The 13,454-nt window shown below is 74.0% G+C and carries 12 protein-coding genes; 10 read left to right on the top strand and 2 right to left on the bottom strand.

Annotation, left to right across the window (positions count from 1 at the left end; genetic code table 11):
• Window positions 1-195: 195 nt before the first annotated feature.
• Window positions 196-1,200 (bottom strand): DUF4439 domain-containing protein, encoded by a 1,005-nt coding sequence (locus Q1V71_RS19140; protein WP_300645916.1) that lies wholly within the window; start codon window positions 1,198-1,200, stop codon window positions 196-198.
• 123 nt (window positions 1,201-1,323) lie between these two features.
• Between Q1V71_RS19140 and rimP the strand changes: the two genes are divergently transcribed.
• From rimP to Q1V71_RS19090, 10 genes are all read left to right on the top strand, one after another.
• A complete protein-coding gene (gene rimP / locus Q1V71_RS19135) occupies window positions 1,324-1,911 on the top strand; it encodes a ribosome maturation factor RimP (protein ID WP_300645915.1) in 588 nt (195 codons plus the stop codon).
• Entirely contained in the window at window positions 1,911-2,891 is a 981-nt protein-coding gene (gene nusA / locus Q1V71_RS19130) for a transcription termination factor NusA (RefSeq protein ID WP_300645914.1), read from the top strand. The genes rimP and nusA overlap by 1 nt, the downstream gene beginning before the upstream one ends.
• A gap of 9 nt (window positions 2,892-2,900) precedes the next feature.
• Window positions 2,901-3,362, top strand: coding sequence for a YlxR family protein (locus tag Q1V71_RS19125; protein WP_367280166.1), 462 nt, complete (start codon window positions 2,901-2,903; stop codon window positions 3,360-3,362).
• Window positions 3,363-3,481: 119 nt separating this feature from the next.
• Window positions 3,482-6,301 (top strand): translation initiation factor IF-2, encoded by a 2,820-nt coding sequence (gene infB, locus Q1V71_RS19120; RefSeq protein ID WP_300645911.1) that lies wholly within the window; start codon window positions 3,482-3,484, stop codon window positions 6,299-6,301.
• 93 nt (window positions 6,302-6,394) lie between these two features.
• The gene (gene rbfA, locus Q1V71_RS19115; protein ID WP_300645910.1) at window positions 6,395-6,886 is read left to right on the top strand and encodes a 30S ribosome-binding factor RbfA; all 492 of its coding nucleotides are present in this window, start codon (window positions 6,395-6,397) and stop codon (window positions 6,884-6,886) included.
• Complete coding sequence (truB, locus tag Q1V71_RS19110; RefSeq protein WP_300645908.1) at window positions 6,883-7,755, top strand: tRNA pseudouridine(55) synthase TruB; 873 nt, start codon at window positions 6,883-6,885, stop codon at window positions 7,753-7,755. Before rbfA ends, truB begins: the two co-directional genes overlap by 4 nt.
• A 204-nt stretch (window positions 7,756-7,959) precedes the next feature.
• Window positions 7,960-8,919 carry a sensor histidine kinase KdpD gene (locus Q1V71_RS19105; protein WP_300645906.1) on the top strand — a complete coding sequence of 320 codons (960 nt, stop codon included), beginning with the start codon at window positions 7,960-7,962 and terminating at the stop codon, window positions 8,917-8,919.
• On the top strand, window positions 8,916-9,095 hold the full coding sequence (locus Q1V71_RS19100) for a DUF1059 domain-containing protein (RefSeq protein WP_300645905.1): 180 nt from the start codon (window positions 8,916-8,918) through the stop codon (window positions 9,093-9,095). The genes Q1V71_RS19105 and Q1V71_RS19100 overlap by 4 nt, the downstream gene beginning before the upstream one ends.
• 71 nt (window positions 9,096-9,166) lie before the next feature.
• On the top strand, window positions 9,167-10,138 hold the full coding sequence (locus tag Q1V71_RS19095) for a bifunctional riboflavin kinase/FAD synthetase (protein WP_300645904.1): 972 nt from the start codon (window positions 9,167-9,169) through the stop codon (window positions 10,136-10,138).
• Between the two features lie 2 nt (window positions 10,139-10,140).
• Window positions 10,141-11,208, top strand: coding sequence for a hypothetical protein (locus Q1V71_RS19090; protein ID WP_300645903.1), 1,068 nt, complete (start codon window positions 10,141-10,143; stop codon window positions 11,206-11,208).
• On the opposite strand, the gene Q1V71_RS19085 is transcribed toward Q1V71_RS19090, so the two are convergent.
• Window positions 11,141-13,360, bottom strand: coding sequence for a molybdopterin-dependent oxidoreductase (locus Q1V71_RS19085; RefSeq protein ID WP_300645901.1), 2,220 nt, complete (start codon window positions 13,358-13,360; stop codon window positions 11,141-11,143). The genes Q1V71_RS19090 and Q1V71_RS19085 overlap by 68 nt on opposite strands.
• Between the last annotated feature and the right edge of the window lie 94 nt (window positions 13,361-13,454).

The following is a 13,454-nucleotide window of genomic DNA, read 5'->3' as shown; positions in this document are numbered from 1 at the left end:
GTGAGGAACCGGAGCCTGTGGGCAGGATGACGACCGGCTCGCCCCGACGACGTCCCTCGTCCGGCGCGGGCCACCGACCTGCACGCAGGTCGTCCGGCGCGCGGCTCCGGCCCCTCGGGGAAGATCTCGGGACTTCCCACGGGGGGCCGGTCCGCGTCACGCGCGTCACCGGTCCGCTCGACAGGTCGCGCCGGCTCACCTCGACAGGTCGCCAGCGCCGGGCAGCGGCTCGGAGTCGCCGCCCAGACCCACCGCCGAGACCGCGACCGAGGTCAGCACCTGGGCGGCCCACCGACGGGTGGCGCCCGTGCTCGAGGCGACCAGGAAGGCCCAGGCGGTCGCGCTCGACCGCTCCACGCGCACCGCGGCCTCGGCTGCGGTCCCCGGCGAGGACAGGTCCTCCGGCACGGCGTACGCCGCCTCGCTCTGCACCGGCTCGGCCCCCTGCGCCAGCAGCGCCGCGGCCAGCCGGTCGCGGCGGGAGCGGTGGGACTCGTGTGCCCCGGACAGGCGCTCGAACAGCTCGGGCGTCGCCGACATCGACGTCGCCGCCCCCGCGGATCCCAGGACCCAGACGGCAGCGTGCTCGAAGGCGAGCACCCGCTGCAGCGCGTCGAGGCCCTCCGGTCCCGCTGCCCGACCGGTGCCGTCCAGCCGTTCCACCCAGGCTCGGTCGGCGCCGTCCCCCGGGGCGAGCAGGGCCACCTGCTGGGCGCTCCCGGCGGCGACCGACGCGAGCAGCCGGGCCAGGGGACCGCTGTCCGCGGCCACGCACCACGTCACCATCCGGCGCTGCAGCCGCTCCTCCTCGCGCAGCAGCGAGGCCAGGGCAGCCGCCGGGTCCGCCCCGACCCGCGGCCGCCGCGCGGGTGGCGTAGCGGCCCCGTCGGGGTCGAGCTCCGCCAGCTGTGCCCGGTGGGTGCGCTGGAGGTCGGCGAGGCGTCCCCGGAGCGGGCGGTGCCGCCGTCTGGTCGCGGCCACCAGCAGGTCGAGGGCCAGCAGGTCGGTGCGGGCGCCGGCGACGACGGCCTCGTCGTCCGCGGCGACGGACGGGCCCCTCGACGACCTGCTCGACGACCCGGCGTGCGACCCACGGGGGTCGCCCTCGTCACGTCCGCACGACACGGTCGTGATCCCGGCCACCAGGCCCCCCGCGGCCAGCGCCGCCCGGCGGCTCGGAGCGGGTCGGACGGAGGGCACCGCACGACCCTAGGACATGCGCGATCGGGCTAGGGTGTGCGGACCGACGGGCCCGCCCGTCGCCCGGCAGGCAGCCGGCACCACCCCAGCACCGCCCCAAGTGAAGATCGAGAGGACCACCTCGTGGAGAACGCCAAGCAGGACGCGACGAGGGAGAAGGTCGAGGCCGCGCTCGTCGGCCCGCTCGCAGCCCTCGGTCTGGACGTCGAGGCGGTCGAGCTCACCCCCGCCGGCAAGCGACGGGTCCTGCGGGTCGCCGTCGACAAGGACGGCGGGGTGTCCCTGGACGACGTCGCCGAGGCCACCCGCGAGGTCGACCGGGTCCTGGAGGAGGGTGACGCCATGGGCGAGCACCCCTACACGCTCGAGGTCACCTCGCGCGGCGTGGACCGTCCCCTGGTCGCGCCGCGGCACTGGCGCCGCAACGCCGACCGCCTCGTCAAGGTGACCCTCGAGCCGCCGCTGAGCGGCGAGGTCACCGGGCGGATCATCGACTGCGACGAGGACGCGAACGGCGGCGGGGTGCGGCTCGACGTCGACGGCGAGGTGCGCCGCATCGCCTACGCCGACGTCAAGAAGGCCCTGGTGCAGATCGAGTTCAACCGCCGCCCCCAGGCCACCGAGCCGGGCGAGGACGGTCAGGGCGACGACGAGCCCGACGCGCTGGACGAGCACGACACCGAGATCGACGAGGACGGGGAGGACCACTGATGGACATCGACATGAGCATCCTGCGGATGCTGGAGCGCGAGAAGGAGATCTCCTTCGAGGTCCTGGTCGAGGCGATCGAGCAGGCCCTGCTCACCGCCTACCTCAAGACCCCGGGCGCCTACGAGCAGGCCCGGGTCGAGCTGGACCGCAAGACCGGTCACGTCACCGTGATGGCTGCCGAACTGGACGACGACGGCGAGAAGATCGGGGAGTTCGAGGACACCCCGGCCGGCTTCGGCCGGATCGCCGCCACGACGGCGAAGCAGATCATGCTGCAGCGCCTGCGCGAGGCCCAGGACGACATCACGTTCGGGGAGTTCTCCGGCCGCGAGGGCGACATCGTCTCCGGGGTCATCCAGCAGGGCCGCAACCCCGACGACGTGATGGTCGACCTCGGCAAGCTCGAGGCGCTGCTCCCGGTGAGCGAGCGCGTCCCGGGGGAGAGCTACGAGCACGGCACCCGGATCAAGTGCCTGGTCGTCTCGGTCCGCAAGGGGATGCGCGGCCCGCAGGTGACGCTGTCGCGGTCCCACCCCAACCTGGTCAAGAAGCTGTTCGCACTGGAGGTGCCCGAGATCGCCGACGGCTCGGTCGAGATCGCCGGCATCGCACGCGAGGCCGGGCACCGCACCAAGATCGCCGTCGCTCCCCGCGCGCAGGGCGTCAACGCGAAGGGCGCCTGCATCGGACCCATGGGCCAGCGGGTGCGCAACGTCATGGCAGAGCTGCACGGCGAGAAGATCGACATCGTGGACTGGTCCGACGACCCGGCCACCCTGGTCGCCAGCGCGCTCTCCCCGGCGCGGGTCACGTCGGTCGAGGTCGTCGACGCCGCGGCGCGCTCGGCGCGGGTGGTCGTGCCCGACTTCCAGCTGTCGCTGGCGATCGGCAAGGAGGGCCAGAACGCCCGGCTCGCCGCGAGGCTGACCGGCTGGCGCATCGACATCCGCTCCGACGAGGCACCGGCCCCGCAGGACTGACCGGGCGCCGTGCCCGACGTCGTACGACGTGGCGCCGGGCCGCCTGACGCCGGACACGCCCGACCGCGGGGGCGAGCTCCCCGGTTCGGCCGAGGAGCTGCCGAGGGGCTATGGTGTTCCGCGGTGGCCCACCAAGACACAACCCCTGCGCGCCCGGTTCTCCCGTCCTCGGACGGCCCGGTCCGGACGTGCATCGGATGTCGGCAGCGGGCCGCCAGACGCGAGCTGTTGCGCCTCGTCGTGGGCTCGGTGGACGACCGCCCGGTCGTCCTCCCCGATCCCACCGGCAGCGCGGCCGGCCGCGGGGCGCACCTGCACCCCACGACCGCGTGCTACGAGCTGGCCGTCAAGCGGAAGGCCTTCGCCCGAGCCCTGCGAGCAGCAGGTGGGCAGGGACTCCCGACCGACGCGGTCGCCCAGCACCTCGCCCGCGTCCCCGCACACCGCGACCGGACCGATCCGGACGCATGACCAGGAACTGGAGCAGCAGCTCATGAGCACTCGATGAGTACTTCCCGATGAGTTTGCACCACCACTAGACGGTCTCGAGCAGCACCCGGACACGGGTCTCGGGGCCAAAGAGGAGAATTGTGGCCAAGACCCGCGTTCACGAGCTCGCCAAGGAGTTCGGAGTCGAGAGCAAGTTCGTTCTCGAGAAGTTCAAGGAGATGGGTGAGTTCGTCAAGTCGGCGAGCTCGACCGTCGAGCTGCCCGCCGAGATGCGTTTCCGCAAGGAGATCGGCGAGAAGCTGAAGGCCGAGCAGGCCGGTGGCGGTGCCCCTGCCGAGAAGCCTGCTCCCGCCAAGAAGGCCGCTGCGAAGCCGGCCGCTCCCGCTGCCCCCGCCGCCGAGTCGGCCCCCGAGGCCCCTGCTGCTGCCGCGCCGGCCGCCCCGGCGCCCGCCAAGCCGGCCGCCACGCCGGGCCCTCGCCCTGGCCCCAAGCCCGCGCCCGCCGCGACCCCGGAGCCGCAGGCCCCCGAGGCCCCGGCCGCCGCTGCCCCGGCACCCGCTGCTCCCGAGGCGCCCGCCGCCTCGGCCGCCCCCAAGGCCCCGGCCCCGCGTCCGGTCGGACGTCCCGGCGCTCCGCGTCCGGGCAACAACCCCTTCGCGCCCAGCCAGGGCATGGGCCAGCGCCCCGCGCCCCGCCCCGGTGGCGGAGCCCCCGGCGCTCCCGGTGCCCCTGGCGCCGGTGCCGGTGACCAGCGTCCGCCGCGTCCGCCGGCCGGCCGCGACGGCGCGCCCGGTCGTCCGGGCATGCCGCGCCCCAACCCCGCGATGATGCCCAAGTCCCCGGCCGCGTTCGGCCAGGGCCCCGGCGGCCGTCCCGCCCCGGGTCGCCCCGGTCCCGGCGGTCGCCCCGGCGCCCCCGGCCGCGGCGGTGCTCCCGGTCGTCCGGGCGCCCCCGGTGGCGGTGCCCCCGGTCGTCCGGGCGGCGGCTTCGCCGGTCGCCCCGGCGGTGGCGGTCGTCCCGGCCAGCGCGGCCAGACCCAGGGTGCCTTCGGTCGCCCCGGTGGTCCGTCGCGTCGCGGTCGCAAGTCGAAGCGGGCACGTCGCCAGGAGTTCGAGGCCATGGAGGCCCCGACCCTGGGCGGCATGCGCGTCCGCAAGGGCAACGGCGAGGTCGTCCGGTTGGCGCGTGGCGCTTCGCTGACCGACTTCGCCGAGAAGGTCGGCGTCGACGCAGCCCAGCTCGTGCAGATGCTGTTCCACCTCGGCGAGATGGTGACCGCGACCGAGTCGGTCAACGACGAGACGCTGGAGCTGCTCGGCGAGGAGCTCAACTACGTCGTCCAGGTCATCTCCCCGGAGGACGAGGACCGCGAGCTCCTCGAGACCTTCGACCTCGAGTTCGGTGCCGACGAGGGCGACGAGGACGACCTGGTCGTCCGTCCGCCGGTCGTGACCGTCATGGGTCACGTCGACCACGGAAAGACCCGCCTGCTCGACGCGCTGCGCAACGCCAACGTCGTCGACAAGGAGGCCGGTGGCATCACCCAGCACATCGGCGCCTACCAGGTCACCGCGGACGTCGACGGCAACGAGCGCCGCATCACCTTCATCGACACCCCGGGTCACGAGGCGTTCACCGCCATGCGTGCTCGTGGTGCGCAGGCCACCGACATCGCGATCCTCGTGGTGGCGGCCAACGACGGCGTGATGCCGCAGACGGTCGAGGCGCTCAACCACGCCAAGGCCGCCGGCGTGCCGATCGTGGTCGCGGTCAACAAGATCGACCTCCCCGAGGCCGACCCGACCAAGGTCCGCGGCCAGATGGCCGAGTACGGCCTGGTGCCCGAGGAGTACGGCGGCGACACGATGTTCGTCGACGTCTCGGCCAAGTCCGAGCTCCACCTCGACAAGCTGCTCGAGGCCGTCGTCCTCACCGCCGACGCCTCGCTCGACCTGCGGGCCAACCCCACGCAGGACGCGCAGGGTCTCGTGGTCGAGGCGCACCTCGACCGTGGCCGCGGTCCCGTCGCCACCGTGCTGGTCCAGCGCGGCACGCTGCGGGTCGGCGACTCCCTGGTCGCCGGTCCGGCCTACGGTCGTGTCCGCGCGATGCTCGACGAGCACGGCGAGAACATCGACGAGGCCGACCCGTCGCGCCCCGCGATGGTCCTGGGCCTGACCGCCGTCCCCGGCGCCGGCCAGAACTTCATCGTGGTCGACGACGACCGGATGGCGCGCCAGATCGCCGAGAAGCGCGAGGCGCGCGAGCGTGCGGCCATGCAGGCCAAGCGTCGCGTCCGCCGCTCGCTCGAGGACTTCATGGCCTCCATGGAGAAGGGCGAGAGCCAGGAGCTCAACCTCATCCTCAAGGGCGACGTGTCCGGTTCGGTCGAGGCGCTCGAGGACGCCCTGTCGCAGATCGACGTCGGCGACGAGGTCAGCCTGCGGGTCATCGACCGCGGTGTCGGTGCGATCACCGAGACCAACGTCGACCTGGCCGCTGCCTCCGACGCGATCATCATCGGCTTCAACGTCCGCCCGCAGGGCAAGGCGACCGAGATGGCCGACCGCGAGGGCGTCGAGATCCGCTACTACTCGGTGATCTACCAGGCCATCGAGGAGATCGAGGCGGCGCTCAAGGGCATGCTCAAGCCGGAGTACGAGGAGGTCTCGCTCGGCCGCGCCGAGATCCGGGCCATCTTCCGCTCCAGCAAGATCGGCAACATCGCCGGCTGCATGGTCACCGAGGGCCTCATCCGCCGCAACGCCAAGGTGCGCCTCGTGCGCGACGGCGCCGTGGTGGCCGACAACCTCGACCTCGCCTCGCTCAAGCGCGAGCGTGACGACGCCTCCGAGGTCCGCGAGGGCTTCGAGTGCGGTCTGGTCCTGCGCAACTTCCAGGACATCAAGGAAGGCGACTTCGTCGAGGCCTTCGAGATGCGCGAGATCCCGCGCAGCTGATCACCACCTGCAGCACCTGACGCACCACGCCGGGTCGGCCCACGGGCCGGCCCGGCGTGGTGCGGTTCCAGCCGGAGGAGTAGGAAGAACACCATGAGCAGCCCCCGCGTCCGCAAGATCGCCGACCGGATCCAGGTCGTCGTCGCCGAGATGCTCGAGCGGCGGATCAAGGACCCGCGCCTCGGCTTCGTCACCCTCACCGACGTGCGGGTCTCCGGCGACAACCAGCAGGCCACGATCTTCTACACGGTCCTCGGCTCGCCCGAGGACCAGGAGGCGCAGCTGGCCTCCACGGCGGCCGCGCTGGAGTCGGCCAAGGGCCTGCTGCGCTCGGAGGTGGGCAAGCAGCTCGGCATGCGCCACGTGCCGACGCTGACGTTCGTCCCCGACGCGCTGCCGGAGACCGCCCGGCACCTCGAGGACGTCCTGGCCCGCGCGAAGGCCCAGGACGAGGCGGTCGCGGCCATCCGCCGCGAGGAGTACGCCGGCGACCCGGACCCCTACAAGAAGCCCCGTGCCGCGGACGAGGACGACCTGGACCTCGACGACCTCGACGACCTCGACGACGCGGACGAGCAGGCGTGACCCGGCCCGGGCTGGTCGTCGTCGACAAGCCCGCCGGCATCACCTCCCACGGCGTCGTCGCGCGGGTCCGCCGGCTGGTCGGCACCCGCAAGGTCGGCCACGCCGGGACCTTGGACCCCATGGCCACCGGCGTGCTGGTGCTCGGGGTGGACCGGGCGACCCGGCTCCTGGGACACCTGATGCTGACCGAGAAGGGGTACGACGCCACGATCCGCCTCGGCGTGGCCACCACGACCGATGACGCCGAGGGCGAGGTGACGGCGACAGCGGTCGCCTCGCACCTGGACGAGGCGACCGTGCGTGCGGCACTGGCCGAGTTCGTCGGCGACATCGAGCAGGTCCCGACGGCCGTCTCGGCGATCAAGGTCGACGGCAAGCGGGCCTACCAGCGGGTCCGCGACGGCGAGGAGGTCGCGCTCGTAGCCCGACCGGTGACCATCCACTCCCTCGACGTCCACGACGTGCGCCCCTCGGGGCAGCCGGGCGAGCACCTCGACGTCGACGTCTCCCTGCGCTGCTCCAGCGGCACCTACGTGCGCGCCGTCGCCCGTGACCTCGGTGCCGCACTGGGCGTCGGCGGGCACCTGACCGCCCTGCGCCGGACCGCCGTCGGCCCCTACGGGCTCGACGTGGCCCGGACGCTGGAGGAGCTCGAGGAGGACCCGTCGGTGCTGCCCCTGGCGGTCGCGGCACGAGCCGCGTTCCCGGCGCTCGACCTGGACGCTGCCGACGCCGGCCACGTGCGCGTGGGCCGGGCCCTGGAGGTGCCGCTGGCGGGTCTGACCGGTCTCTTCGACCCCGACGGGGAGTTCCTGGCGCTCTACGAGCCGCGCGACGGTCTCGCCCGGCCCGTGGCCGTCTTCGTCTGATCGAGGCCGAGCACGCGTCGCCACGGTGCGGCGCGTGCGGGGTCGCCAGGGCTTCCGGGACCCGGCGAGCGTGGCAGGTCCGCCCGGTCCCCCCTCGCTGGCCCGAACGGGCCATGCCGCGCGCCGAGCGTGCAGAAGTCGCATCCGGTCCTCGGAGTCGGGGGGCGCGGCGTACTAGCCTGGCGTGGACAGAGAGGGGTCGAGATGACACGCACGCGTTTCCGGGGCCCTCGCGTCGTCGCGGGGGGACGCCTGGGGGAGCAGACCGATGCCCGCGTGGCCGCCGTCCTGGACGTGCTGGCCGGTGAGCGCGTGGGTGCGGTCGCCGAGCGCCGTGACCTCGACCCTGCACTCCTGCACCGCTGGACCCAGTCCTTCGTCGACGCCGGCACGGCCCAGGTCACCCACCGGCCGCCGCCGGACCTGGCGCGGCAGCGCGACCGCTTCCTGTCGGTCTTCACCCACGGTCTCCGCTCGCCGCTGGCGGTCGCCCAGGCGTGGGTGGGCCTGTTGGGCGACATGTCCGGTGACCCGGGTGCGCGAGCGCAGGCGCTGGCCCGCCTCCAGTCCGCCCTCGACCTCCTCGACGAGCGCACCGCGGAGGTCGAGCTGCTCACGGCGGCGATGCTCGGGCGGGTCGAGCCGGAGCCGCACCCGGTGACGGTCGGGCAGCTGAGCGCCTCGCTCGTGCTGCCGGAGGAGATCGGTGGCGCGGGCGCCGACACCGTCCTGCACGTCGACCCCGACCTGGTCACCCGCGTCCTGCGGGACCTGTGGCGCGCGGCGACCGCGACCCGACCGGCCCCGCACCAGGTGGTGCTCGAGGTCGAGCGGGTCGAGCCCTGGACGGAGGTCCGGGTGGTCCGCGCAGGCGATCCGATCGACCCGGGCACCGCCAGGGCGCTCTTCGAGCCCTTCGACACCCCCGACGGCACCCACTCCGGCATCACCGTCGGGCTCTACCTCGCGCGGGCGCTCGTGGTGGTGCACGGTGGCACCCTCGGGATGGAGCAGGACGACGCCCAGGCCGTCCTGTGGGCGCGCTTCCCCGACCCGCCCCCGCTCGACGCCCCCCACGACCACCCGACCGACCACGACCCGACCGACCACCCGCACCACCACGACGACCCGGCCCCCGGGGGCCAGGACGAGGAGACCCGATGAAGTTCCAGCTCGCCTGCGGCGACGTCATGCCCGGCTGTCCCACCACCTTCAGCGAGAGCAGCCGCGACGCGCTCATGAGCGCCGTGGCCGGTCACGCCGCGCAGGAGCACGGGATCACCGAGATCACCCCGGAGGTCGCCGAGGCCGTCTCCGCGCAGGTCCGCCAGGTCGACTAGGACCGCTGGCGACCGACCTGCCGCCCGACCTGCCGACCGGCCGGGCGTGGGTGCGCCAGTAGGGTGCTGACGTGCAGATCTGGCGCTCCTGGGACGACGTCCCGGACGACCTCGGCCGCACCGCGGTCGTCATCGGCAACTTCGACGGTGTCCACCTCGGCCACCGCCGGGTGCTCTCACGCGCCCGTGCGGTCGCCGACGAGCGTGGCCTGCAGCTGGTCGCCGTCACCTTCGACCCGCACCCGATGGCGGTGCTGCGCCCCGAGCACGCACCGGTCTCGCTGACCTCGCTGGAGACCCGGGCGGCGCTGCTGGGCGACGCCGGGGCCGACGCGGTCCTCGCGCTGCCCTTCGACCGGGACGTGGCCGCCTGGACCCCGGAGCAGTTCGTCCAGCGGGTGCTCGTCGACTCCCTGCACGCCGACGCCGTCGTGGTCGGCGCCAACTTCCGCTTCGGCCACCGCGCCGCGGGCGACGTCGCCGCCCTCGCCGAGGCGGGGCAGCGGCTCGGCTTCAGCGCCGAGGGCATCGAGCTCGACGGCGGTCCCCAGGTCTGGTCGTCCACCTACGTCCGCACCTGCCTGGCGGCCGGCGACGTCACCGGCGCCGCGCAGGCCCTCGGCCGGCCCTACGTCGTCCGCGGCACCGTGGTCCAGGGCGACCAGCGCGGCCGCGAACTGGGCTACCCCACGGCCAACGTGCCCACGGACCCCCGCACCGCCGCCCCCGCCGACGGCGTGTACGCCGGCACGCTGACCCGCCTCGACATCGGCGAGACCCTTCCCGCCGCCATCAGCGTCGGGACCAACCCGACCTTCCACGGCGAGCGCGAGCGGCGCGTGGAGTCCTACGTCCTCGACCGCACCGACCTCGACCTCTACGGCGTCGAGGTCGAGGTCGCCTTCCTCGAGCGGCTGCGCGGGATGACCACCTTCGACTCGGTGGACGAGCTGCTGGTGCAGATGGCCGAGGACGTCGACCGCGCGCGTGCCCACCTGGCGCGACAGGGCCAGGCAGCCGACGAGCCGGGGCGGACGGACTAGGCGTGCCGCACCAGGGGCGCCCCGACCGCTCGGGTGAGCGGGTCGACCCGGTGGCCGCCGCGGACGCCTGGTTCCTGGCCAACGGGCTGTCCTACTTCGTGCCCGAGCGGCGCCGCGAGGCGCGCGCCGCGCTCTCGCCGCGCCGCACGGTGCCGACGCTCCTCCTGGTCGCGCTGCTCGCGGCGGTGGCCGGAGCAGCCCTGGCCTGGGCGACCGGCCAGGTTTCGGCTGCACCCGCGGTCGTCCTGACCCTCGTGCTGCTGGCGGTCGGGTGGTACGCCCTCACCGTCCTGCACGTGCGCCCGATCCTGTCCTGGGCGCTGGGCCGCACGGTCAGCTCGCTGCCCTCGCTGCTGCCGCAGATGACCCGGGCGCTGCCGCTGCTGCTGATCTTCGTGACCTTCCTCTTCATCAACGCCGAGGTCTGGGAGCTCGCGGCCTCCCTGCAGACCGGACAGCTGTGGCTGGTCGTCCTGCTCTTCGCCGGGCTGGCCGTCGCCTTCCTCCTGGCGCGGCTGCCGGAGGAGGTCGACCGGGCCGACGACGAGGTCGACGAGGAGTTCCTGCGCCGCGCCTGCCGTCGTACGCCGCTGGAGGCCGCGTGCGAGGAGGTGCTGGCCGACCCCGGGGCCGATCCCGCGGCGCACGCCACGGTGAGCGGCTTCGAGCGCGGCAACCTGGTGCTCTTCCTCGTGGTGGTGCAGTTCGTCCAGGTGGTGCTGCTGGCGACGACCGTCTTCGGCTTCTTCCTCCTCTTCGGTGCGCTGACGATGGGCCAGGAGGTCCAGGCGGGCTGGACGGGGATGGGCGAGGGCGAGATCCGCGCGCTGCCCTACCTCGGGCAGGTGTCGGTCCCGCTCGTCCAGGTCTCGCTCTTCCTGGGCGCCTTCTCGCTGCTCTACCTCACCGTCTCGACGGTGACCGACGAGGCGTACCGCGCCCAGTTCTTCGGGTTGGTGACGCGCGAGCTGGAGCGCGCCGTCGGCGTGCGCGCGGTCTACCTCACGTTGCGCGAGCAGCGCCGGCAGGGCCAGCAGCAGCCGCAGTCCCCGGAGCCGCCGCGATCCTGACCGGGGTGCCGTTGAGCGCTGCGTTCCCCGACAGGTCCAGCCGGTCGGGGTCGGTGAGGTCGTTGATGGAGACCCCCGGCACGCCCGTGGCGACCGAGAGGCGCACGCCCGGGAGCGCGTGCCCGTAGCCGTGGGGGAGCGAGACGACACCGCGCATGACGTCCTCGGTGGCCGTGCACTCGACCTCGACCGAGCCGACCCGGCTGGTGACCGTGAGCAGGTCGCCGTCGCGCAGGCCGCGGGCGGTGAGGTCCTCGGGGTGCACCATGAGGTGGTGCCGCGCCCGGCCGCGGGTCAGCCGCGTGGTGTTGTGCAGCCAGGAGTTGCAGTCCTGCTTGTGCCGACGCCCGATGAGGAGCAGCTCGTCGGGGTCGGGTGCGGGGCTGTCGTGCAGCGAGGCGCGCAGCCGCTCGAGGTCGGCGACGACGAGCGCGGGGGTCAGGTCGACCCGCTTGCCCTGCGTCTGGAGCCGTCCGGGCAGGCACGGGCGCAGCGGGCCGAGGTCGACGCCCTCGGGGGCGCCGCGCAGTCGTCGCCAGGTCAGGCCGTAGCGGTTGCCGCGCAGCAGCAGCGGCAGCAGCAGGCGCGGGCTGGCGGTGAGCCGGGCGCGCTGCTGGAGGCGGGCGCGCAGCGGCAGCCGGTCACCGGTGCGGGCCGCCAGCCGCAGCGCGAGGGCGCCGAAGACCTCCCAGTCGTGCTTGGTCCCCTTCTCCTTCGGCAGCAGCGCCGGCACGAAGCGGGCGGTGTTGCGCACAGCCAGGCCGTGGAAGACCAGGTCGTACTGGTCGCGCTCGAGCGCCGTGGTCACCGGCAGCACCACGTCGGCGTGCCGCGTGGTCTCGTTGAGGTAGATGTCGATGGAGACCATGAAGTCGAGCCTGTCCATGGCCGCGGCCAGCCCGCGCCCGTCGGGGGTGGACAGGACGGGGTTGCCCGCGATCGTCACGAGCGCGCGCACCTGTCCCTGGCCCGGGGTGGTGATCTCCTCCTGCAGCGCCGAGACCGGCAGCTCCCCGGCGAACTCCGGCAGCCCACGCACCCGGCTGCGCCACTTGTCGTGGTGGCCGGGGGAGACGATGCGTCGACCCACGGTGTCGATCGCGGGCTCGGGGAACATCACCCCGCCCTCGCGGTCGATGTTGCCGGTGAGGATGTTGAGCACGTTGACCGCCCACTGGCACACCGAGCCGAAGCCGTGCGTGGAGACCCCGAGGCGTCCGTAGACCGCGGCTCGGTCGGCGGCGGCCAGCTCCCGGGCCAGCCGCTCGACGTCGGCCGCCGCGACACCGGTCGCGCGCTCGGCCAGCTCCGGCGTGAAGTCGGCGACCAGCCCCGCGAGCTCGTCGAGGTGGTCGACGTACGCCGGCGGGGTGGCGAGGCCCTCGCGCAGCAGCACGTGCACCATTGCGAGCAGCAGCGCCGCGTCGCTGCCCGGCCGCACGAACAGGTGCTCGTCGGCGACCTTCGCGGTCTCGGTGCGCCGGGGGTCCACCACGACCATTCGGCCACCGCGCTCGCGCAGCGCCCGCGCCCGCGCGGGGAAGTCCGGGACGGTCATGAGCGAGCCGTTCGAGGCCATCGGGTTGCCCCCGACGACGAGGAACAGGTCGGTGCGGTCGATGTCGGGCACGGGGATGAGCAGCTGGTGGCCGAACATCTGCCAGGCGAGGAACTGGTGGGGCCACTGGTCGACCGAGGAGGCGCTGAACCGGTTGCGCGTGCGCAGGCTGCGCACGAGCGCCGTGCCGTGCGTCGCCGAGCCGAGGGAGTGCGCGTTGGGGTTGCCGAGGTAGACCGCCACCGCGTCGCGTCCGTGCTCCGTGGCCACCGCCGCCAGCCGGTCGGCCACGAGGTCGAGCGCCTCGTCCCAGTCCATCTCCTCCCACGTCGCCTCCGCGCCGGTGCCGACCCGGCGCACGGGGCGGCGCAGCCGGTCGGGGTCGGAGTAGACGTCGGCCAGGGAGGTGCCCTTCGGGCACACGTAGCCGCGGGAGAGCGGGTCCTCGGGGTTGCCGCGGATGCCGGTGACCTCACCGGCGGTGAAGGTCACCTGGAGCCCGCAGATGGCCTCGCACAGGTTGCACACCCCCACCCGCGTGCCGGTGAAGCCGGGAGGGACGGGGGAGTCGGCGAGCAGGCCCATACGGGGCATCGTGCCACCTCCTGCGCCGCAGGTGGGCGGGTCGGTTCGACACCCCTCTCACCTGGTCGGGTGAGAGGGTCGCGGTCCCAGGCGGGCACACGTC

The sequence above is a fragment of the Nocardioides sp. genome (genome assembly GCF_030149505.1).
GTDB lineage: Bacteria > Actinomycetota > Actinomycetes > Propionibacteriales > Nocardioidaceae > Nocardioides.
The sequence above is the reverse complement of the archived record's forward strand: the minus strand, read 5'-3'. Positions and strand labels throughout refer to the sequence as shown.

Coding starts and splice junctions, on each gene's coding strand:
- nusA (WP_300645914.1), top strand. CDS start 1,911: ATGGACATCGACATGAGCATCCTGCGGATGCTGGAGCGCGAGAAGGAG.
- rbfA (WP_300645910.1), top strand. CDS start 6,395: ATGAGCAGCCCCCGCGTCCGCAAGATCGCCGACCGGATCCAGGTCGTC.
- Q1V71_RS19105 (WP_300645906.1), top strand. CDS start 7,960: ATGACACGCACGCGTTTCCGGGGCCCTCGCGTCGTCGCGGGGGGACGC.
- Q1V71_RS19100 (WP_300645905.1), top strand. CDS start 8,916: ATGAAGTTCCAGCTCGCCTGCGGCGACGTCATGCCCGGCTGTCCCACC.
- Q1V71_RS19085 (WP_300645901.1), bottom strand. CDS start 13,360: ATGCCCCGTATGGGCCTGCTCGCCGACTCCCCCGTCCCTCCCGGCTTC.